The organism is Brassicibacter thermophilus, assembly GCF_055378355.1.
In genome coordinates this window covers 2408862-2431352 of the sequence record NZ_AP042446.1, presented here as the reverse complement: position 1 = coordinate 2431352, position 22491 = coordinate 2408862, and the positions used below count along the sequence as shown (strand labels likewise).

Annotated in this window: 27 protein-coding genes; 25 read left to right on the top strand and 2 right to left on the bottom strand. The window is 27.0% G+C overall.

Features of this window, described 5'->3' with window-relative positions:
• The first annotated feature begins 571 nt into the window (after positions 1–571).
• Positions 572–1006: a hypothetical protein gene (locus ACZ41D_RS11640; RefSeq protein ID WP_464151576.1), complete on the top strand. Its 435-nt coding sequence runs from the start codon at positions 572–574 to the stop codon at positions 1004–1006.
• A gap of 305 nt (positions 1007–1311) precedes the next feature.
• On the opposite strand, the gene ACZ41D_RS11635 is transcribed toward ACZ41D_RS11640, so the two are convergent.
• Positions 1312–2361 carry a hypothetical protein gene (locus ACZ41D_RS11635; protein ID WP_464151575.1) on the bottom strand — a complete coding sequence of 350 codons (1050 nt, stop codon included), beginning with the start codon at positions 2359–2361 and terminating at the stop codon, positions 1312–1314.
• A 265-nt stretch (positions 2362–2626) separates the two neighbouring features.
• Here ACZ41D_RS11635 and ACZ41D_RS11630 point away from each other — a divergent pair, with 265 nt between their 5' ends.
• The 19 genes from ACZ41D_RS11630 (at position 2627) to ACZ41D_RS11540 (ending at position 16998) form a co-directional block, all read left to right on the top strand.
• Complete coding sequence (locus tag ACZ41D_RS11630; protein WP_464151574.1) at positions 2627–2989, top strand: hypothetical protein; 363 nt, start codon at positions 2627–2629, stop codon at positions 2987–2989.
• Between the two features lie 74 nt (positions 2990–3063).
• On the top strand, positions 3064–3213 hold the full coding sequence (locus ACZ41D_RS11625) for an HNH endonuclease domain-containing protein (protein ID WP_464151573.1): 150 nt from the start codon (positions 3064–3066) through the stop codon (positions 3211–3213).
• 99 nt (positions 3214–3312) lie between these two features.
• A complete protein-coding gene (locus ACZ41D_RS11620; RefSeq protein ID WP_464151572.1) occupies positions 3313–4005 on the top strand; it encodes a hypothetical protein in 693 nt (230 codons plus the stop codon).
• A gap of 48 nt (positions 4006–4053) precedes the next feature.
• Complete coding sequence (locus tag ACZ41D_RS11615; protein WP_464151571.1) at positions 4054–4692, top strand: hypothetical protein; 639 nt, start codon at positions 4054–4056, stop codon at positions 4690–4692.
• Between the two features lie 179 nt (positions 4693–4871).
• Positions 4872–5192, top strand: coding sequence for a nucleotidyltransferase family protein (locus ACZ41D_RS11610; protein ID WP_464151570.1), 321 nt, complete (start codon positions 4872–4874; stop codon positions 5190–5192).
• Between the two features lie 161 nt (positions 5193–5353).
• Complete coding sequence (locus tag ACZ41D_RS11605) at positions 5354–5590, top strand: hypothetical protein (RefSeq protein ID WP_464151569.1); 237 nt, start codon at positions 5354–5356, stop codon at positions 5588–5590.
• Complete coding sequence (locus ACZ41D_RS11600; protein ID WP_464151568.1) at positions 5590–5748, top strand: hypothetical protein; 159 nt, start codon at positions 5590–5592, stop codon at positions 5746–5748. Before ACZ41D_RS11605 ends, ACZ41D_RS11600 begins: the two co-directional genes overlap by 1 nt.
• Before the next feature lie 71 nt (positions 5749–5819).
• Entirely contained in the window at positions 5820–6242 is a 423-nt protein-coding gene (mntA, locus tag ACZ41D_RS11595; RefSeq protein WP_464151567.1) for a type VII toxin-antitoxin system MntA family adenylyltransferase antitoxin, read from the top strand.
• A gap of 2 nt (positions 6243–6244) precedes the next feature.
• Positions 6245–6658, top strand: coding sequence for a type VII toxin-antitoxin system HepT family RNase toxin (gene hepT / locus ACZ41D_RS11590; RefSeq protein WP_464151566.1), 414 nt, complete (start codon positions 6245–6247; stop codon positions 6656–6658).
• Positions 6659–6967: 309 nt separating this feature from the next.
• Positions 6968–8605: a hypothetical protein gene (locus ACZ41D_RS11585; protein WP_464151565.1), complete on the top strand. Its 1638-nt coding sequence runs from the start codon at positions 6968–6970 to the stop codon at positions 8603–8605.
• Positions 8605–9318, top strand: coding sequence for an OmpA family protein (locus tag ACZ41D_RS11580; protein ID WP_464151564.1), 714 nt, complete (start codon positions 8605–8607; stop codon positions 9316–9318). Before ACZ41D_RS11585 ends, ACZ41D_RS11580 begins: the two co-directional genes overlap by 1 nt.
• Complete coding sequence (locus ACZ41D_RS11575; RefSeq protein WP_464151563.1) at positions 9308–10489, top strand: hypothetical protein; 1182 nt, start codon at positions 9308–9310, stop codon at positions 10487–10489. Before ACZ41D_RS11580 ends, ACZ41D_RS11575 begins: the two co-directional genes overlap by 11 nt.
• A 20-nt stretch (positions 10490–10509) precedes the next feature.
• Positions 10510–13275 carry a DEAD/DEAH box helicase gene (locus tag ACZ41D_RS11570; protein ID WP_464151562.1) on the top strand — a complete coding sequence of 922 codons (2766 nt, stop codon included), beginning with the start codon at positions 10510–10512 and terminating at the stop codon, positions 13273–13275.
• 243 nt (positions 13276–13518) lie between these two features.
• Positions 13519–13911 (top strand): helix-turn-helix domain-containing protein, encoded by a 393-nt coding sequence (locus tag ACZ41D_RS11565; RefSeq protein ID WP_464151561.1) that lies wholly within the window; start codon positions 13519–13521, stop codon positions 13909–13911.
• Entirely contained in the window at positions 13911–14372 is a 462-nt protein-coding gene (locus ACZ41D_RS11560) for a hypothetical protein (RefSeq protein ID WP_464151560.1), read from the top strand. Before ACZ41D_RS11565 ends, ACZ41D_RS11560 begins: the two co-directional genes overlap by 1 nt.
• A gap of 133 nt (positions 14373–14505) precedes the next feature.
• Positions 14506–14985 (top strand): DUF6530 family protein, encoded by a 480-nt coding sequence (locus ACZ41D_RS11555; protein ID WP_464151559.1) that lies wholly within the window; start codon positions 14506–14508, stop codon positions 14983–14985.
• Positions 14986–14988: 3 nt separating this feature from the next.
• Positions 14989–15234 carry a GIY-YIG nuclease family protein gene (locus ACZ41D_RS11550; RefSeq protein ID WP_464151558.1) on the top strand — a complete coding sequence of 82 codons (246 nt, stop codon included), beginning with the start codon at positions 14989–14991 and terminating at the stop codon, positions 15232–15234.
• 108 nt (positions 15235–15342) lie between these two features.
• Positions 15343–16554 carry an aminopeptidase P family protein gene (locus ACZ41D_RS11545; protein ID WP_464151557.1) on the top strand — a complete coding sequence of 404 codons (1212 nt, stop codon included), beginning with the start codon at positions 15343–15345 and terminating at the stop codon, positions 16552–16554.
• Between the two features lie 96 nt (positions 16555–16650).
• Complete coding sequence (locus ACZ41D_RS11540) at positions 16651–16998, top strand: carboxymuconolactone decarboxylase family protein (RefSeq protein ID WP_464151556.1); 348 nt, start codon at positions 16651–16653, stop codon at positions 16996–16998.
• Between the two features lie 113 nt (positions 16999–17111).
• On the opposite strand, the gene ACZ41D_RS11535 is transcribed toward ACZ41D_RS11540, so the two are convergent.
• Positions 17112–18518, bottom strand: a complete 1407-nt coding sequence (locus tag ACZ41D_RS11535) for a B12-binding domain-containing radical SAM protein (RefSeq protein WP_464151555.1) — start codon at positions 18516–18518, stop codon at positions 17112–17114.
• 295 nt (positions 18519–18813) lie between these two features.
• Here ACZ41D_RS11535 and ACZ41D_RS11530 point away from each other — a divergent pair, with 295 nt between their 5' ends.
• The 5 genes from ACZ41D_RS11530 (at position 18814) to ACZ41D_RS11510 (ending at position 22481) form a co-directional block, all read left to right on the top strand.
• Complete coding sequence (locus tag ACZ41D_RS11530) at positions 18814–19074, top strand: hypothetical protein (protein WP_464151554.1); 261 nt, start codon at positions 18814–18816, stop codon at positions 19072–19074.
• Positions 19075–19118: 44 nt separating this feature from the next.
• The gene (citC, locus tag ACZ41D_RS11525; RefSeq protein WP_464151553.1) at positions 19119–20162 is read left to right on the top strand and encodes a [citrate (pro-3S)-lyase] ligase; all 1044 of its coding nucleotides are present in this window, start codon (positions 19119–19121) and stop codon (positions 20160–20162) included.
• A 412-nt stretch (positions 20163–20574) separates the two neighbouring features.
• Complete coding sequence (locus tag ACZ41D_RS11520) at positions 20575–21255, top strand: GntR family transcriptional regulator (RefSeq protein WP_464151552.1); 681 nt, start codon at positions 20575–20577, stop codon at positions 21253–21255.
• 74 nt (positions 21256–21329) lie between these two features.
• A complete protein-coding gene (citD, locus tag ACZ41D_RS11515; protein ID WP_464151551.1) occupies positions 21330–21602 on the top strand; it encodes a citrate lyase acyl carrier protein in 273 nt (90 codons plus the stop codon).
• A 3-nt stretch (positions 21603–21605) separates the two neighbouring features.
• Positions 21606–22481: an aldolase/citrate lyase family protein gene (locus tag ACZ41D_RS11510; protein ID WP_464151550.1), complete on the top strand. Its 876-nt coding sequence runs from the start codon at positions 21606–21608 to the stop codon at positions 22479–22481.
• Positions 22482–22491 lie beyond the last annotated feature (10 nt).

Below are 22491 nucleotides of genomic sequence, written 5' to 3'. Positions count from 1 at the left end.
TAAAGCCTTCTTCCCTACAACGTAACTGGAAACGGTAAGCGTGAAAAGAGTCAAAGGCTAAAAAGAAGAAGGATGAAACAATGGATAATCAGCAGCCGAGCTCCTGTATCGAAAGATTGGAGAAGGTTCAACGACTAAGGTAAACCACCTAAACAAAAGGTAATCAATTGTATGGTGATGAAACCTGTAGGGGCAGAGGTGCCTTCGAAGTACCCGACAACCATTTTCCACATATCGTAGAAACGAATTTATTTGTCGGTTGGGATTTATTCGTAGATAAATTGGTTGAAGATATAGTCTGGCAGATAGCGAAAGCTATTTGATGGTCCGCAAGCTAACCAAGCACCTCAAGGAGTATTACAATTATTAAGATAATTAAGCAGTGAACTAATTTTAGTGTATTTCTAAAATTGATTGAATCGCTTACTCAGCGACCGAAAGGGCGGCGAGTTACCTTATTATTGAAATTTAACTAATTTAAATAATAAGAACAATAACAATAGGGGGTCAGAGGAACTTTTTCTCTGGCTCTTTTTTAAAATGTTAAACTAAAATAAAGTAGGAGCTAGAAATGAAAAAATCAAAAATATGTAAGATTATAGATTATTACGAAAGATGCAATATGAATGATTTAGAATACAAAAAAGAATTAATTTATCAAAAACATTTGTGTAATACTTATGAGAGTGAAGCGAATATATTGTTTCTTCTTCTAATTGCTTTAATTTCAATAAGTACTGCACTATATGTTTCCGAATATCAAGAAATGGATGTATATATATCATGTATAATTATTATTATGGGAATTTTCTTTGGAATTGCATATTTACTTATAAGAGAAAAGCAAAGTGTTGCATTTTTAAGAATGATTATACTCATTGAACTTGAATGTAGTATTCGTAAAGATATTAATAGCAAGATTGCTTACGAAGCTGAAGACTCATTTTATATTGATAACAGTGCTAGAATTAAGTCATATGTTGTAACAATTAATGAAAAGAATTAAATTTTGGTCACTTTTAAAATCACGAAATTTGATAGGTGGATTACCATTTATATATGAATGCAAACTCAAGAAAAAAGATTTCCCTAGATATGATAAACGATACTACTTGCATTTTGACGAAACTTGTTAAAATGCAAGATTATTCCCTCATCAACCACTAATGTACTATAACGAGAGTACTTCTCACTAAAAATAGAACTATTTGAAATATAACAAAAGAAAGAAGCTGTTCCTATAGGCATAAGAAAATTATCAATGAATTTAAGCCAAATGAAAGTAGCCTAGTAATCTTTTCTCTAGGCCTTTTATGATATGTTTTTCATCCTTCTTATCTTATCAGTTATTCCCCAATAGCTTCTACCTAGAGTATCAGCAATTTCTTTATAAGTACGACCCTTTGATTTCATTTCTACTATAAGCTTTTCTTCTTCCTTAGTATAAGAATTATCTTTTATTTTTAATGAACAAATGATAATTTCTTTTTCAGGGTATTTTTCAATCAGTTCACTTTGCTTTTCTTTAAGTCTATCTAATACATTTACTTTATAATGCATACATGGAATTTCCAATACATATTTCTTAACTATATCAATGAATTTCATAAGCTCATTTCTTTTATTTAACTGAAGTATATAATGATTACCATCTGGTCTTTTCTTTAAAATAAAAGTAATTCCAAATGTATCTTTTATATGCTTTATCAATAATTCATTTTCAGATTTAGTGAAATTTAATGTATATATAGATATATGAGGAGATAAATAGATTTTTCCTCTTTTTTTAGAAGGATTAATAACTAATGTACCATCATCCATATAAAGACAAGCTAGGCCTATGGGATGGTCCAATAACTTAATATTATTTGAGTTAATAATTTTTACACCGTTTTTGTAAAAAATGTTATATAAATTTGTATATATAGGATGACTGGGAGAACTTAATTTTCCGTACTTACAATTATCATTAAACTTAAAGTCTAAATTAGATAGTTGTTTTGCTTTCCATATTCTATATTCTCTTTGTGAATCAGAACCATGTTCTCTATAATAGGCATTTTTACTTCTACCATATATTGCTAAGCTGCCATCCCCTAAAAGACTACCGACTATTATATTTCTTTCTATATTAGTTAATGAATAATTTTTTAAATTGATATTATATTTTACTTTTCTTTGTTCTAACAAATTTTTATGAAGTTTTTCCATATATGATTTACTTTTCTTAACGCCATATTTAGATGCACGCCTTATGACAGTACTAACAGAAATACCTAAATTTTTTGCGATTATTTCATTTTGAGTATTAGGGTAATGAGTGATTATATAATTTTTTAGTTCTTTTTCTGACAAAGACATAAAATTCACCCTCTTTAAAGAACATATGTTCTATTGATATTATACTATTTTAGTTAGAATAAGTAAATAAATCTATTCAAGATTTGTTCGAAGGGTTTTTGAGCCAATAGTGTAATATTAGCTTATTTTGCAATTCCCTCATTTAATAAAGTTAAACAATATTAATAAATATTTCATAATATGACAAGGAATTTCCAATTTTGTGTTGAATTTTTATAATACAGATATTAAAATAGTAAAAATTGAATTGTTTAGTTTTTTAGTAATGAAGATAAATACAACTTTAAAAACAAATAAAAGCTTATATTCTAAATGGCATTCATTTTCATTAAAGTTAATGAGAGAATTGAGAGAAGATCTATATAAAAAACCAGTTAATCAGATGAATATACTGATTGAGAAAGGAATTAAAAAAAGTGTTAAAAAGAGTTTTGATAAATATAAGTATATACCAGAAGGCTTTTTAAATGATGATATATATAATCCAGTTGTAAGAAGGTCAGTAAATCAAAGTATAAAAATCATTAATGCTATAATAAAAAAATATGGTGATCTTGAGGCTATTGTAATTGAGATGCCAAGAGAAACAAATAATGAAATTGAAAAAAAGAAAAAAATGAAGCATTAACTAGGGCAAGAAATGAGTATGAAATTAAGAAAGAACAGCTATATAAAGATAAAGGTTTGCTAACAAAAATTAGATTGTGGTACCAACGGGATGGGAGATGTATATATACGGGTAAAGTCATTTCTATACAAGACTTGGTTAACAATCCATATATGTTTGAAATAGATCATATCATACCTAAATCAATATCATTAGATGATAGCTTAAATAATAAAGTATTATGATATCATAATGCAAATCAGTTAAAAGGACAAAGAACATCATTTAGCGCTTTTTCGATTAACTGTAAAAATATAAATTATATTGAAATAAAAGAAAGAGCATTGCATCTATTTAAAAATAAAAAAATTAGCAAATTAAAATATGATTTATTAACATTCGAAGAAGATATTAATAAATATGAAGTAAGGCAAAAATTTATTAATAGGAATTTAAACGACACTAGATATGCTTCAAAAGTAATTTTGAACGGATTAGATGAATCATCTGCTTATCATGGAGTTGACGCAATAATTATAGCAGCTTCTTATTTATTAGGTCAAAGTGATGGTACTAAAAGAAGTTCTTTTTTGAAAAAAATTAGTAAAAAAAATAGACAACTATGGAAAGTGATTAGTAATAATAAATATGATGAAGATGTATATAAATTACCTTGGGCAAGTTTTATTAATGATTTAAATGATGCAATAAGTAAAATAAAATATTCGCATAAAGTTTATACTAAAGCTAATAGAGCTATTTCTAATGCAACTATATATTCTACTAGAAAAATTGAAGGTGAAGATTATATAGTAGAAAAATACAAGAATATTTATGATAATGCTATTTCAAAAAAAGTAATCAAGAAAATAAAAGATGATTTAAAAAAATATGAAAATGACGATGATAGTAAAATATTAATGAGAAAGCATTACCCAAAAACATTTGAAAAATTAGTGAAAATAATTGAAGAATATTCAGGAGAAAAACCTAATCCTTTTGAGGGATATAGAAGTTTTAGTATTCTAAGAAATTAAGCTATTGTAAAACTCAAAAACAATTTATACTAAAGGAGAAATTAATCTATGAAGAAAAGTGTTCTTGAAGATGTAGGACCAATTTATAAATTTTGGTTCTATGTTTTTGATTTATTAGAGAATATTCTACCTTTCTCACTTTCTAGAAAATTTATTTTTAAAAAGACAAGAGGGTTTTCAGATAAATGGGTAATGGTTCATACCATTATGAGTATTGTTTTTGCAATGATTTTACATAAATATTCTTTCAAAATATTAAGTAATATAATAGTTATATATGCATTTATACGTATTTTAGAAATTGTAGTATATCAAATCAATGTGTTGCTATTTCATCCATATAAGAAGATAATTGTTGAAGGGAAACCCAATTACAAATTGCAGAGTACTTATCGTTCGGTTGTATTATTAGGACATAATTTTCTTGAGGTAATTTTCTGGTTTACTTGTGTCACAGAATATTTTGGGGAAAATAATACGCCATTATTACTATCTATAATGGATAATACTTTAAGAATTTTTACATTTAATTATCAGTTTGAAGGAGGAAATATAAACAATACAGTTCAAATTGTATTCTTTATCGAAGTAATTTGTGGAATAATACTAACTATCATTTCATTAGCTAAATTTATAGGTGAATTACCACATATTAATATTGAAGTTGAAGAAGATGATGAAGATTAATATTGTGTTGACAGTGTCAAGGAAACAGAATATCTAACAATATCCATGAAATAATTGTTAAAGTTTAGCTTTCATATTCATTAACACTATTTCAAAGCATTTATATATGATATAATAAAGCTACAATAAAGTTATATTTAAATATGGCAATACCCTGAAAAAGCAGGGGGGGATTTTTATTGATTACCGATCAGAAAAAGCATTTGAAAACATTAAATAATATAACAAAACAGCTAGTGGATAAATATGATATAGAGAAAATTATTTTATTTGGATCTTTAGCAAAAGGGGTTATTCATAAAGATAGTGATTTAGACCTTTGCGTCGTTATGGAAACAAATGATAAAAAGAGTTTATTGCAAGATATGTACATATCTATAGAAAGCGATATTTCCTTTGATATTAAGCTTTATACAAAAAAAGAGTGGGAAAAGAATATAACTGACAAAACTAGTTTTGCTTATAAAATTTTAAGCGAAGGGGTATTATTATATGGTTGATAGTAAGCGATAAGGTCTATTTTAAGGCCTTATTTTTTTACACCATTTCAGTATTAATTTCTATATATTAAAGGAAATTCGACGAAATAATAGAATACATAGTGTGTAATATATTGCTTAAAAATTCTCAAATTTCACAACACCAAAAAGGATGGTGAATTATGGATAAAGATTCTGATAAAAACCAATTAATAATAGGAAAGAAAACATTCTTATCGTCAGTATTGATACTATTAGCATTGATGATCATTTCTGGAATACTTACTAGAGTAGTACCTACAGGAAGCTATGAACGCATGGTGGTGGACGGAAAGACAGTAGTTAACCCTGAATCCTTTCGCTACATCAATGAAGCACCTCTTTCTATATGGAACAAGAAAACAGGTTTTCAAATGTAATGTATCCAACTAATGCAGTGTTATTGATATGTTTAGGATTTAGTGTGGTTAGTTATCCAAAGTGGCTTAAATGGAGCATAAAAATACAATTAATTACCATGGCTATTGTAATGCTATTTTTGATTTTTGCTGTAGCTATTGGTTATGGACCAATATAGGGGAAGGGATGAATTTTATTAGGATATTGGATATAATTAGAATGTAGGATGAAAAAATAGTAGGTGAGATTATGACAAACTTAATGAAAGAAAAAATAGATATGTTTTTAAAACAAGCAGAAGAAATTTGCAAGATAAATTTTGCTTATATTTTTGGTTCATATGCAAGAGGTGAGCAAAATGATAATAGCGATATAGACATTGCTATTATGCCTAGTTTAATAGATAATGATATGATGACAGAATTATTTATAAGAGGAAATTTAATAGAAATAGGCAAGGTTATATTTAAAAAGGATGTGGATATAGTATTTTTAAATATAGATTCTATATTTTTGAAGTATGAGGTAATTAATGATGGAATAGTTATTAAAGATAGCGATGACAGAGTTTCTTTTGAGTCTTTAGTTCTTAGGCAATATTTCGATTTTAAATATTATAGCGATTTTTATAATAATGAAATATTAAGTTTCATAAAAAACAGGAGCGTATGATTATGGTTAGAATAGATGTTATTTTAACTAGAATAAGTAAATTAAATGAATATATTAATTTTCTATATAAAATAAAAAAATATTCTAAAGATGAGTATATAAGTGATCCAATGATATATGGTTCAGCTGAGAGATTTCTACATTTGGCGATAGAATGTGTTATTGATATTGCAAACCATATTATTATTGATATGAAATATAGAAAACCTAATAGCAATAGAGAAGTATTTGAGATTTTATTCGAAAATAAAATAATAGATAGTGATTTAGAAGTAAATTTATGCAATATGGCTGGTTTTAGAAATATATTAGTACATGACTATATAAAGTTAGATAGGGAAATAGTGTATAATATAATAAAAAATAATCTAAAAGACATAGAAAAATTTAGGGATATAGCAGTAGAATACATATAAATTTTGATGGAATAGAATGATTAATGCAGGGCACAATTTAATAGTTTATTTTATTATGTAAATTTGTCAATTATTAGAAAAGGTCTATTTTAAGGACCTTATTTTTTACAATTAATTACTAAGTATATGTAATGATATTTTTTAATTTTGTTGTATTTTTATATTATGGATAAACAAGTATTAGAAAACTAAGTTGTTATTATAAGGTATGAGTAGTAAAGATTATTTAATAAATATAGAAGGATTTTCCAAAAAAATGTCGAAATAAATATTTATATTATTTTTTATCGTTTTAGGGAGGACTACTTTATGGGTCATTCTAAATTAGGGATTTTGATTTGGTGGATAGTGAATAAAGTGAGTAAGGTTTTCAATTTTAGTGATGTATTTAGTATTGTTATTATTGTTATAGCTATTTTTTCATTTTGGAAAGTACATAAAGAGCAATATAAAAACATTAGAGCAATTAAAATTTTTATAAACAATAAAGAAAATATAAAAGGTGACCCGTTAAAAAAATTACATATTATTAAAGAAAAAGATTTTTTTAATAAAAATAATTACTTATATGATTTATGGGATAAATATATAGTTTATGCTATGAATAACAGTATTCAAGGACGATATCCAGATATATCAAATTATTTTAATAAGTTTAATATAATAGATTTGCCTGGTAAAAGAAAAATAGCTGAAATTATTCCAGGAATACTTACTGCTTTAGGAATACTAGGTACTTTTTTAGGTCTTCAAGAAGGAATTAGTTATATAAACACTGATAGTCCTGAAAAAGTTAAAGAAAGTATTAGATTTCTTACTTCTGGTATGTCAATGGCTTTTATTACTTCTATAGTAGGAATTATTTGCTCAACAATATGGTCTAGATTAGATAAAATGATATATGAAAGAAGTATTAGGGTTTTAAATAAGTTTTATTCAACATTTAGAGAGAAATATCGTGTATATAATTCGGAATATTTTTTTAATGAAATTCTAGAGTTAGAAAAAAGCTCCACAGATGCAATAAAACATATGGCTACAGACTTGTCTTTAGAATTGTCAAAGGTATTATCTAAGAGTATAAATGAAACTATAATTCCTAATATTGATGCATCAATTAATAATATTGTAAATAGAGATTTAAAACCGACATTTGAAACTATGAGTGATATGGTAGACAATTTTACGAGTAAAGTTTCTGAAAACCAAATGGATGGTATTAATAACATGACTACCGCATTTTTGGAAAAATTAAATTCTGCGATTAATATAGAGTTTGACAATTTAGCTAATGCAATAGATGAAATAACTAAATGGAATATTGAGACTAAAAATAGTTTAGAGGAATTATTGGAAGAAATAAAAGAAACGGTATTAAATCAACAAGAGATAAAAGTTAGTTCAGAAGAAATTATTTCTAGATATAGTGAATTATTTGATAGATTTATGCAAACTAATGATATTTTAGAAAAGAATTTAAGAAATATTAATGAAACTGTGGAGAAAATTGAGGAAATATTTATTCAAAGCGTGGATGTATCAGAACAATTAAGTACTATTCAAAAAGATTCGTACAATCTAATAGAACTTATTAAAAATAATATAGAAGGGTTAAGGGAAAATTGGGATAATTCGAAAGCAAGTTTAGAAATTATAAATGAGAAATTAGATGAATCTGCTATAACTTTTTCTGAAAGCTTAAAGGATGGATTGGATGCAACATTTAATGCATTTGATGAAGGACTATCTGAAATTTCTAAAAGGCTTAGTGGAAGCATTTTAGAAATTCAAGAAACAGTTGATGAATTGCCTAGAGTTGTGTCGCTGTTAACAAAAGAATTAGATAATGCAACAGTAAAGTTAAATAATTCTGTAGAAGATATAAATTCATTTTATAAAGAGATTATTAATAGAATTAATGAATTAAAAGGTGATGAATTAGCTTGATGGATAATAAAAATATTTATGATGAGGAAGAAAAGTCTACAGAGTATTGGATGTCTTTTTCGGATATGATGTCTGGCCTTTTGATGGTATTTATATTATTTCTAACTATGGCTATGTATCAAGTTAGTGTACAAGAAAAGCTTCTTTTACAAAAAGAAGAAGAGGTTAATAAAATAATTGGAGTTAGAAAAATGATAATTGAAGAGTTGAAGGAAGAATTTGAAAACTCAGATCTTCAAATCGAAATAGACGTTGAAACAGGAGCAATAACTTTTAGCAATGGAATTTTCTTTGATTATGATAAGTATGATATTAAAGACATGGGAAAAGAATATTTAAAAAAGTTTATTCCGCAATATATTAAAGTGTTGCTAAATGATAGGAATAAGGAATATATATCTGAGATTATTATTGAAGGGCATACTGATAAGTCAGGCACATATATTTATAATTTAGAACTTTCTCAGAAAAGAGCTTTTGAAGTAGCTAAATATATATTAAGTGATGAATTTAATGAGATAAGTATTAATGAAAAAGAGAAATTAAGAACAATATTAACAGCTAATGGGAGATCTTATAGCTATTATATTACTAATGATAAAGGAGAAATAGATGAAGATAAATCTAGAAGAGTAGAGTTTAAATTTAGATTAAAAGACGAAGAAATGATTTATGAAATGCAAGAAATATTAGGTGATGGAAATGACATTTAATTTTAGTTATACTTTTTTTCCAAGAAAATTATTAGAGGCAGAGAGCGAAATAAAAAGGGCACATCATAAAATCAATGCTGAGCTTAAAATAGATGGGATTGATACTAATAGATTAAGAAATTTACTCAATAAAATTAAGGAGTTAGATAAAAATGAAATCCCTAGGTTTTCTTATGAGTTATCAAAGGAAGATTTGTATTTATTAGCAGACTATATGCCTAGAAATAGCTATGATGTAGATTTGGATAAAATTTATGAAATATTAAAAATTAGGTTTAGAGATGATTTTATATCTATTTTTTATAGTGGATTTCAGAATCATTATTATAATACTAATTTTAACAATTATTTCAGAAAATTTTTAAAGTTAACTAATAAATCCCATGCAGTTTTAGGTATTAGTATTGAAGCTATAAACCAATTTATAAATTGGTTATCAGAGAGTAATGTAATTGATAAAATAGTCAATTCATATTTCTCTTCAAATACAGATTTTGATTCATATATGAAGTATTTTGGATTTTTACCAAGTAAAAAACTATATGAAGATTGTATAAGATATTTATATACTTGTTGTAGTGCTAAATTTTATTTAGAAGCTAATATAGAAGAATTGATTAATATAATTAAGGGATATAATCATAAAGAAATTATTAAATTTATCAATAATTATCTATTAAGAATGGAAGTAGACGACTTTCAAGATGAGATATTAAATTATATTCATTTGAAATACGGGGATATAGATGAAAAAAATTATATTTATATTTGGAATAATATTTATGAAGAAGCTAAACAAAAATATAGTATTTGGATAGCACAAAAACAGATGGATAAGTTTTTTAAAGGCGATGCGAGATATATGTTTTGGGTTAACTTCATTAAAGATGTTACTGCAAAATTAATGGCCGTAAACGATAAACAACTATTTTTAGATTTTGGCAAATTTATTGTTGTTGAATTTAAGGAAATCAATAATGCAGCATATATTTATAGCAAAGATGTATTTAATAAGTATTTTTTAGATTATGCAAATAAAAAAGATGTTTACGACAATAGCGTTTTTAAAAATCCAAGTTTAATGTTCATATCAAATAAAATTATCCATAGCGGTAATTGGCAATATAGGACGAATAAACTTATAAATAAATTAATCAAATATTTTAAATAGAATAATGGGGTGCATGATTAATGTTTGCTAAAGAAGGAATAGATATTAATTATAGCTATCATGATAATGGCATTATTATTGATTGTTTTTATTATAAAGGAAGAAATAAGGATAGAATTAAGTTTCCGGTAAGACAAAATGTGAAATTGTTAAATAAAGTCATAAAATTGGACGAATATTACAAAGTATCTTTATTAGAAGACTTATGGCTTGATGATATTTTACATGATAATAAAATAAACTATATTATTTTATACGAAGATTTATATGATATAGACAAAGAGATTGCACGAGAATTGAGATTACCTTTTACAAATGATATTGATATAAACTTAAAGTCAAGTAGCTTTATTGGTAACAAGAATTTTGATATTTCTTATTCTTTAATTGATAATAACCTTGGAAAGATAGATGGATTTTATATTAGGTATAAAAATGTAATAAAAATTGGTAAAAACTTTTATTTACTCAGTAAAGAGCAATATAAGCTACTTGAAGAAATAGATAACTATCGTGAAACTTCTGATTTAAATGCTCAGGGAGTTTTTTTAGCTAAAGTAAAAGAAAAGGCAAAAAAGGCTGGAGCAAAAGTAGATGATTACATAAAAAATGAAGAATATTTTTTTCCAGAGGCTTTAGATGTAGACATAGTAAAACATAGTGATACTCATTTAGAATTAGTTCCAAAATTTGATGATTTAGATGATAGTACAAATATAGAATTATCTAAAAAAGGAAATATTTCATCTATCAATTCTTTATTAGTAAATAATAAGAGACATAGAGTATTTATAGATAATAGATTGAAAAACGACTTTAACGATGTAAGTAGGAAAAGAGATATAAAGGGAGTACAAGTTCCTAAACTTATTAACAATCCAAGTGCATTTTTACCTGAATCTATAAATTTAGAAAGATTTAGTGATAGAGTGAAAGGACTGAAAATTAGAACTTATAAAGCTCAACCGTTTTTACACTGCAATAAAGATTCTAATAGTGGGTGGTTTGACTTTAATACAGGAGTTAAGATAAGAGAAGAAAATTTATTTGAAAATGAAGAAGATAATCAGGTTATTGTTGATGAAATAGGTGTTGATGAATACGAGAAATTAATTAAGCAAGCTGAAAATAATGGAGAAAATTATATTTATGGTGGTGATAGGTGGATTAGAGTAGATGTTTTAAACGGTACAAAGTTTTTAGAGGCTAATGATAAATTAAGGTCTAAGTTTAATGGAAAAAAAGTAGATATAAAAAATTTAACATATGTTTTAGATATATATGATAATATTAAAGATCTTGAATATAGTTTAGATGTTATAAAGATAAAGGAAGATTTATATAATAAGAAGCTAGTGTATTATGAAAAGCCTAAGTTTTTAGATGCTAATTTATATGAATACCAAAAAGCTGGATTTATGTGGTTAAAATTCTTAAGATATGAAAAGCTAGGTGGTTTACTAGCTGATGATATGGGACTAGGAAAGACATTACAGGTTATAGCTTTTATGGCTTTTCTTAAAGAAATGGGAGAACTTAAACCATCTCTCATTGTAGTTCCATCTTCACTTATAGATAATTGGATACATGAAGTATGTAAGTATACTCATAATATGGATGATATCTATGTACATAAAGGACCATGCAGAATAAAAGAGTCAAATTATATTGAAAGCCGAAATATAACTATTACAACTTATGAAACTTTGGTTAGAGATCAAGTAGAGTTAGGGAAAGTAAATTGGAGACTTTTGGTAATAGATGAAGCCCAAAAGATTAAAAATTCTAGTACATTAATTTCAACAGCAGTAAAGGGAATGAAATGTATGTATCGTATAGCTTTAACAGGTACTCCTGTAGAAAACAATCTAAGGGAATTATGGTCCATAATAGATTTTGTACAACCAGGGCTTTTGGAAAGCTATAGTTGGTTTAGAAAAGAATTTCAAATACCAATAGAAAAAAATATAAATGATGACAAATTAATTGCCGAGAAGAAAGAAAAACTCATAAGTAAAATAGAACCTGTTTTTTTAAGAAGGATAAAAGAAGATAAATTAGACAATTTACCTAGAAAAGAAGATAAAATTGAGTGGTGCAATTTGTCTAAAGAACAAGAAATTCTTTATTTTAAAGTGATAAGTGAAGTGAAAAGTGGAAAAGCAAAAGGACGTATATTAGCATGTATACAAGAACTTATACAAATATGTAGCCATCCAAGGCTTATTAGTAAAAATATTAGTGTGAAATCTTCGATTTTAATATCAGAATGTGATAAATTGAAAAAAACAATTGAAATTTTAGAGGATATAAAAAGTTTGAACGAAAAAGTAGTTATTTTTACTAAATATAAGGTAATGCAAGAGATCTTAAGAAAAGTTATTTATGACAAATTTAAAATTTGGAGTTCATGTATAAATGGAGAAATAAATAAAAACAGATTGGAAATAATTAGATTTTTTGAATCTCAAAATGGATTCAATGTAATGATTTTATCTCCTAGAGCAGCTGGAGTTGGATTAAATATTACTGCGGCAAATCATGTAATTCATTATACTAGAGAATGGAATCCAGCTATTGAAGTTCAAGCGACTGATAGAGTTTATAGAATAGGTCAGAAAAAAGATGTTAAGGTATATTATCCAATATGCACTAGCCATAGAGGTACTACAGTAGAAGAACGTCTAAATGAATTATTAAACAAGAAAAAGAAATTAATAAAAGAAGTAGTAATACCTATGGAAAAACTTAAAATTACAGAAAAAGATTTTATAGATATAATTTGATGAACATATAGACAGAATTTTTCTTTTGACGAATGAAGATTTATCGGAAATGTTTAAAGTTTAATGTTAAAAAATGTATTACTTTAATTAAAAATTCTAATATTGTAGAATAATTGTACAATAAAATAAAACTGTTAAAAAGATAAACATGAGTAAAAACAACAGTAGATATAGTTACAATTCTGCAATAGAAATTGCAAAAGATAGGGCAAATAAAATATTAGAGTGAGGGGAGAATTTAAAATGTTAAATAAGGATTTAATTACTAGGGCCTGGGATTTAGTAAATGAATTAACTGATGATGATTTGAAGCAACTATTTGAATTGGATGATATTCTTACTGATATATCTCTAAAAATAATTAACTATAGAATAGACAATGATTTATCACAAAAACAATTAGCAGATAAACTTGGTATTTCTCAATCAATGGTATCAAAATTGGAAAGTGGAGAATACAATCCTACAGTAGAACAATTATGGAAGATCTCTAAAAAGCTAGGCTGGAATTTTAAAGTGATAATGGAAGATGAGAATAATGATACTCAACAAATTTGGGATGTATTTGATTCTTATTGTAGTGATAAAATGTGTAATGTTTCTCAAAAAGCAATTGAATTGGGGGCTAGTGCATAATGAATTTGAAAAATATATTGGCTGATTTTCAATTTATAGCTAATAGAGTATCAAATTTTACTATAGAAACAAAAGATATAGATACAAAAGGTGAAAGGGTTAAAACTAATTTTGATATTGATTATAATATTAAGGAACTAAAAGAGGATGAAAGATTATTTATAAGTAAATTAGAATATATAGTAGTTATTAAGGCAAAAGTGAAGAATAGAATATTGTTCAGAATTAAGCTTATTATGGAAGGTATATTTGCTGGAAATAAAAACAAATTAAGTGAAGAAGAATTTAAAAACATGGTAGAATTAAATGGAATTGCTACTTTATCACATCTAAGTAGATCATATATCATATCAGCTACTTCTTTAGCAGGAATAAACCCACCAGTTAAAGTACCGATGGTTAATGTGTACATTTTGAGAGAAATGAAAAAGAAGAATGATTTAGAAATGTCAAGAGAATAATATTTATGGATTTAGCCAATGATTGCATTGGCTTTTTAACTTTTTTGTTTGACAAAGAAAGTTAATATAGATATACTGTATTTAGTAATTTACTAATTTACTAAATTACTAAATACATTTCGGAGGGAATAAAATGAAGATACCTACTAATTTAAAACATAAACCAGTAATTGTATCAGAAAACTATGAAAATGTTGATGGTAGAAAGGCTTATAATACAGATGCTAAGGGACTATCTTTAGGTCTAGCACAGTGGAATGATAGAGGAAAAGTAGATATTTCAGCGAAAGTATGGAGATATACTGGTGAAAAGTGGTCTCGTCAATCTGAGGAGCTGCCTATACATCGTGTACTTGATCTTGCTATTTTGATTTCTAGAGCAGCTTTATATTTTCAAGAAGCATATCGTTTACCAAAAATGCATGACCCTGATAATCCTTTGATTGACCGTATTGGACTGCAAGGAGATGCTATGAGTGTGTCAGTTTGTGAAGATAATCCTATGATAGATGAAGATATTAAGCTTTTTTCTCAAGTTCTCAGCGAAGACGGAGAGATTATAGCAGAACGACTTAGAGTATTAGCAGGGTTATTAAGAGAAATGGGGTATTAGCTTATGAATAGGAAAAAGGAGCTTAAAGAATTATATAAAAGAATGAAGCCAGATATGGGTAATCATTTTAACAAAAATCTTCAAGAAGAGTGGAAAAAGCAGGGCAAAGAAAATTTCACTATAGAAATATTGGAGAAACTTGAATATGATAAGGATGAGTCAAAGACTGATTATAGTGAAGAACTAGAAATATTAAAGATGGTTTGGAAGGAAAAGTTGGTTAAAAAAGGCATGGATATTATTGATTGAGGAACTTGAAAAATTCATAAAATATTTTATTATGCAATTTTTTACATTGTTAATGTGTTAAAATATGATATAGGGAAAGAGAAAATAAAAAAGAAAAGAGGGTTTATAATGGATAAACAATTTTTTACTAGAAACAGAAATAATTTAATAAAAAACTTAGAAGACAATAGTATATTAATATTATTTGCAGGTACAGCACCTTATAAATCTGCTGATGAATTATATCAATTTGCACCAAATAGAAACTTCTATTATTTAACTGGTATTGATAGAGAAAAGATTATCTTATTAATAAGTAAGATTGATGGCAATGTTTCAGAAAAATTATTTATAGAAAGACCAGATCCAATTATGGCAAAATGGGTAGGCGCTAAAATGACTGATGAGGAAGCAAAAAAAGTATCTGGCATAGAAAACACCGATTATATAGATAAATTTGAACAAACTATTGGTTTTATTCTTGATAGAAATAGAATTGAAAACATATACTTAGACTTAGAAAGGCAGGAAATAAGGGCATCAATAACTGAAGCACAGAATTTTGCTAAAATGATAATTGAAAGGTACCCATATGTGAGAATAAAAAATGTTTATCATGATATTGCTAAGTTGAGGGCTATAAAATCGGAGGAAGAAATTGAACTTATTAGAAAAGCTATAGAAATAACTGATGAGGGAATAAAGTATATGGTTGATAATATGAAGCCTGGAATGATGGAGTATGAAATTGAAGCATATTTTGATTTTATTTTAAAGAAAAATGGAGTAAATGAAAAAGCTTTTAAAACAATTGCTGCAAGTGGTAAAAATGCAACTATATTACATTATTCAGAAAACAATTGCAAAACTTGTGATGGAGATTTAATATTATTTGATTTAGGTGCACAATATAAATATTACAATGCAGATATAAGCCGTACTTTTCCTGTAAATGGTGAGTTTACAAAAAGGCAAAAGGAAATTTATGATGTTGTTTTAAAAGCTAAAAATGCAGTAGAAGCAGCTGCAAAACCAGGACTTCCTTATAGAGAATTAAATGAAGTTGCTAAAAGAGTATTAGCAGAAGGGTGCAAAGAGTTAGGATTAATAAAAGATGACAAAGAGTTAACAAAATACTACTTCCATAGTGTATCTCACTATTTAGGTCTGGATGCACACGATGTAGGGTCGTATAATACTAATCTTAAACCAGGTATGGTTATTACAAATGAGCCAGGGCTTTACATTGAAGAAGAGGGAATAGGTATAAGATTAGAGGATGATTTGTTAATAACAGAAGATGGATGTGAAAATTTATCAAAAGACGTAATTTTATTATAGTAATTTATTGTAGAATAATACGATTATATTGACATATTTTTAACATTAGATTATAATTTACTTAAAGAACTAAATTATTACATTGGGGGTATAAAAATGGCTACCAATCATGTGGAAGAACTAAAATGTTTGCAGAGTTCATATGGTAAGCTATCAAAGTATTGTCCTGATACGATGAAGGCTTTTATGAACCTTCACCACGAAGCTACTAAAGATGGTGCATTATCACTAAAGAACAAAGAATTAATTGCTTTAGGTATTGCTATTGTTGTAAAATGTGTTGGCTGCATTCAAAGTCATGTAAAATCTGCTCTTGATGCTGGTGCTACACGTGAGGAAATTGCAGAAACAGTAGATGTAGCTATAATGATGGGGGGAGGCCCAGCTACTGTATACGGTTGTAAGGCTATAGAAGCGATGGACCAATATCTTGCTGAAAAATAAGCACAAAAAAGCCTTTAAAGGCTTTTTTGTGCTTTTTAATTAAAAGCCCAAAAAACAGAATTAAAAAATTTGTAAATTACAAAATTTTGAATTTATAGCAATTATGCAATTTTTTAATGTTGCATAGATTTATATTTTTTGAAATTATTGTATTTATAATAATTGGATGCGTCAAGATTTTTAAGCCAATTATATATATTGCCATTCTCCTTATTTGACATTAATTTAAAAAATAAAGTTCCAAAATTTGCAGCAATCCATAACCCTAATCTTCTCATACCAGATTCAAAACCAAATAATTTAAATATTTTTAACGAGCTTTTAAATGTGTAAAAATTTTTTACCGCATTAAAAAACTCTCTTTGTAGTTCCCAAGGAGTCAACTTTTTAGGTTTAAATATAACATTCATCATATCATAATATTGCCAATTTTTAGTCAATATTCTATTTTGCTTTTCAAAATTTTTGAATAATTCAGTTCCTGGATAAGGGGTAAGTATTGCTGGTTGTAACTGATAAGCATCAATATCTTTACAAAATTCGACTGCTTTTCTTATATCATCTGTATTATCATAATCTAATCCTATTACTATACTTGCTATCATTTTTATTTTATACTTTTTTAATTTTTCACTACATCTTATTATGTCTTCTATATTTTGATGTTTATTGATATAATCTAAAGATTTTTGATTTAATGATTCAATACCAATTAATACTCTTTTTAAATTTGCCTTTCTAAGTAAAGCTAATAATTCGTCATCATTAGCCATATCTGTTCTTCCGAAGAAGAAAGTTTCTTTGAAGATAAGATTTTGTGCAATCATTTTTCTTAAAATTTCTTTTGCTCTTTCCTTATCTGCAGTAAAATTGTCGTCTTCAAAATTTACATATTTAAATCCCATTTTTTTATACATTTTAAGTTCTTCTATGACATTATCTGGGCTTCTTTTTCTATATGGATGGAACATTCTCGAAGTTGTACAAAATATACATTTATAAGGACATCCTCTAGAAGTCATAACGTTAGCAGCTTTATATGGTGTTTTTAATATACTATAATCGGGGAAAGGTATAGTATCTAAATTTTTGATGGGTTCTGAATATACTATTTTATCCTTTATATTTCCCTCAATAACATCTGTAATAACGTTTTCGGCTTCACCAACTACGACTTGATTAGCATGTTTTAAGGCTTCTTCAGGTAATGCAGATGCATGCATACCACCAATTATTACACGTTTGTTCATATTTTTGAAAAAGTCTCCAATTTCATATGCTCTTATAGCGTTGGAAGTCATTGTATAAATACATACTACGTCTGTATCTAACAAACTATTGAGATCTAAATCTACATATAATTCTTCATAGGCTTCTACTTCATGTCCTTTGTTTTTTAAAATTCTTCCTAATATTAATGGGCCAGTTATTGAATTGTCATATCCATAAAAAGAACCACCTAGTCTATAATATTTATTTCTTCTTATATCTGCAGCAGGAACAATAAACGTAACTTTCATAAAAATATCCCCCTTGGTACAAAAAATTACGTTTTACGATGAAAATTACTTCTATATATAGGTATATACTTATTTAAAATAAATGTCAAATTAGATACACTATTAAAAAAATTATAGTTACTAAATTAACAAAAGAATTTTTGTTAAAAATATTAAATATATAATTTATACCATGTCATAGATACAAAGAATTAAATTTTTGCAATTCATTACTTTTTTAAAAAGGATATTTCATGTATTTATAGAATAATGCATTATAAATACTCCATTAATATAAATAAAGGAGTGAAAACTTATGCATATAAAAAAGATGATAGCACCTATAATTATTACAACATTATTAATAATATATTTTGCATTCTTTGCTTTGAACTGGTACTATATACCCTCCAGTAAATTGGGGATATTAGTTGGAATAACAATTTCATTAGCATTGATAGGAGTAAGTATATATGTGCTAATTGAAAGAATAAAAGAAATAAGGAGTGGTGAAGAAGATGAATTACTAGGTGCAGCTGAAGTCATAGTTTACGGTACTGCAGTAAAATTTATTTAATGGTATTGGGGCTTGTCCTCAGTGCAAAATAAAGGGGGCTTTAAATGTATTATTTCAACACAGAAAAAATTATAGAAGTAACAACAGATAGTGATAAAAAAATGGTGTCAGATTTTTTAAAAAATCAAGGGCTTTCTTTAGAAGAAGATGTGGAGTATACTATAGCTTTATTAAAAGAGGATAAAATAATTGGTACAGGATCCTTGAGTGGAAGAGTTTTAAAGTGTATAGCTATTGAGCCACAATTTCAAGGGATTGGATTATTAAATAAAATAGTAAGCCATCTGGTAAATGAAGCTTATTTTAGAGGAAATACTCACTTATTTATCTACACAAAACCTAAAAACAAAATATTATTTAACGACGTTGGATTTTATGAAATTGCGGAAGTTCCTAATAAAGTGTGTTTGTTAGAGAATAAATTAAATGGCATTCAATCTTATGCTGAAGAACTGAAACAGCATAGAATTGAAGGCGATAAAATAGCTGCTGTAGTGATGAATTGCAATCCTTTTACACTAGGGCACCAATACATTATAGAAAAAGCATCATATGAAAATGATATTGTCCATATTTTTATTGTGTGGGAAGATCGTTCTAGTTTTCCTTCAGAAGTGCGATACAATTTAGTAAAAGAAGGGACTAAGCATTTATCTAATGTTATACTACATAAAGGTAAGGACTATATTATTTCTAATGCAACTTTTCCATCATATTTTTTAAAAGAAAAGAGCAATGTTGTAGAAATTCAAGCTAAATTAGATATAGAAATATTTAAAAATTATATAGTTCCAGCATTAGGAATTAATAAAAGATATGTAGGAGAAGAACCTTATTGTGAAGTCACTAAAACATATAATAAAGTAATGAAAGAAATTTTACCTAAAGTAGGAGTAGAGGTAGAAGAGATAAAAAGGGCAAGTATCAATGGCGAATACATCAGTGCGTCTAAGGTGAGAAAATGGCTTGTTTCTAATGAATTATCAAAAGCAAAGTCCTTTTTACCTAAAACTACTTATGAATATGTCAAATCAGATGAAGGACAAAAAATTATTGATAATATGTCTAGGTCTAATAAAAGACATTAACTAGACAACTTTAATTTATAATAAAACAAAGTTTTATTTGAAAAGAAAAATTTATACTAGACAATCAGAAAAAATTGTGCTACTATGTTATTGAATTATTGTATACCGGCATACAATTTAAATGGTAAATGTTTTCGTGAAAGAAAACGATTTTTAAATATTTATCTTAAATAGCTTGTAAAGTCTTTGAACTTTAATGCTAGTGGACAAGTACATAGTGAAAAGTATATTAAAGAGATGATTATATCTGAAAACTAAAATTAGTTCAATAAAATTGAATATATTTAATAAAAATGATAACATAAAATAAAGAAGGAATAATAGATTTGTAATTTTAAGTATTAGTTAACTTTATATTTTCAACAAAATGTACTTGTTATTTGATAAAGTTAACTGGGAGGATTATTATATAATGGAGTTAGATTTAAAACCAGTAAAAAAACATGATCTGCGTCCTATAAGGGAAATCGTATTTGTAGAATTAAAAAAAGCAATTTTTGAAGGACGTATAAAAAAAGGTGAAAGATTAGTTGAAAATACAATTGCAGAGAAAATGGAAGTTAGCAGAACTCCAGTTAGAGAAGCTTTGAGGCAATTAGAAGCAGAAGGACTAGTTGATAATATTCCTAGGAGAGGTGCAATTGTAAAAGGGATAACTTTAAAAGACGCAGAGGAGATATATGATTTAAGAGAAGCATTAGAAGGACTAATGGCGAGATTAGCATGTAGGAATAGAACAGAAGATGATATTGATAATTTAAGGCATGTATTAAAATTAATGGAAGAAGCTATGCAACGAAAAGATTACAAGGAGTATGTAGAACTCCATAAAGATTTTAATAATATAATATTGAATAGTACTAGAAATAAAAAACTTAAAGCAATTATGAATAATATTTATGAACAATTGACTAGCTTAAGAAGCATTTCCTTGTACCATGAAGATAGAAGATTTTTGGCACTTGAAGAACATAAGCAGATTGTAGATACGATAGAAAAAAGACACGAAATTGAAGCAGAGACAATAGCTAAAAATCATGTTAAAAAAGCTAGGAAAGCTTTCTTCGATAATATAATTGATTCTAATCATTAGCTCATTTAGATTAATGTAAATTGTATACAAGTATACAAGTATACAAAATCACTGTACAGAAAGGAGGACTTGTAATGCAGCAAATGAAAGTAGGTCAAGCAGGAAGTTTAGAGTCTAATGACCTGATGGTAACTGTAGATTTAAATTATGATAAAGGTATACAGTTAGAAATAGAAAGCATAGTTAAGGAGAGATTTGGAAGACAGATAGATAAAGTTGTAAGAGAAACATTAAAAGAACTTAATGTTTCCAATGCTTATATAAAAATAATCGATAAAGGTGCTTTAGATTTTGCTATAATTGCAAGACTTAAGACTGCAATAAGAAGAGCGGAAAGGAGACAGTAAGTAATGAATAATTTAAGAAGAACCATGATGTTTGTACCTGCAAGCAATCCAAATATGATGGTAAATGCTCCGATTTTTAAGCCTGATTGTATTATATTTGATTTAGAAGATGCTATTTCGCTAAGAGAGAAAGATAGTGCAAGAGATTTAGTTGTCGAAGCATTGAAATCAATTAATTACCGAGATTGCGAAATCTTTGTTAGGGTTAATCCATTATATACTCCTTTTGGAGAAGAAGATGTTAGAACTTTAGTTAAAGCAGGATTAAGAAATATTAGATTGCCTATGACTGAAACAGCTGAAGATATTAAAAACTTAGACGCATTATTATCAGAAATAGAAAATGAATTAGGGATAGAAAATGAATCGGTGAAAATTTTAGGAGCTATAGAGACTGCAAAAGGTGTTTTAAATGCAGAAGAAATTGCAACTGCTAGTTCTAGGATGGTAGGGATATCATTTGGTGCAGAAGATTTTACTAGAACTATAGGTTCTGATCGTAGTAAAAGCGGAGAAGAATTATTTGTAGCTAGGTCTAAAATTGTTTTAGCTGCTTCAGCTGCAGGGATAGATGCTATTGATACTGTTTTTTCAGATATTAATGATGATGAAGGTCTTAGAAAAGAAACAGAGATGGCTAAGAGGCTGGGCTTTGATGGAAAATCTGTTATTCATCCAAGGCAAATAAAAATTGTACATGATATTTTTACTCCATCTGAAAAAGAAGTAAAAAAGGCCCTTAGGGTAATTCAAGCAATAGAAGAAGCTAAAAGTAAAGGCTTAGGAGTAATTTCTCTAGACGGTAAGATGGTTGATGCACCTGTTGTTGCTAGAGCCGAAAAAACAATAAAATTAGCTAAAGGAGCGGGAATAATATAGGAGGTTATAA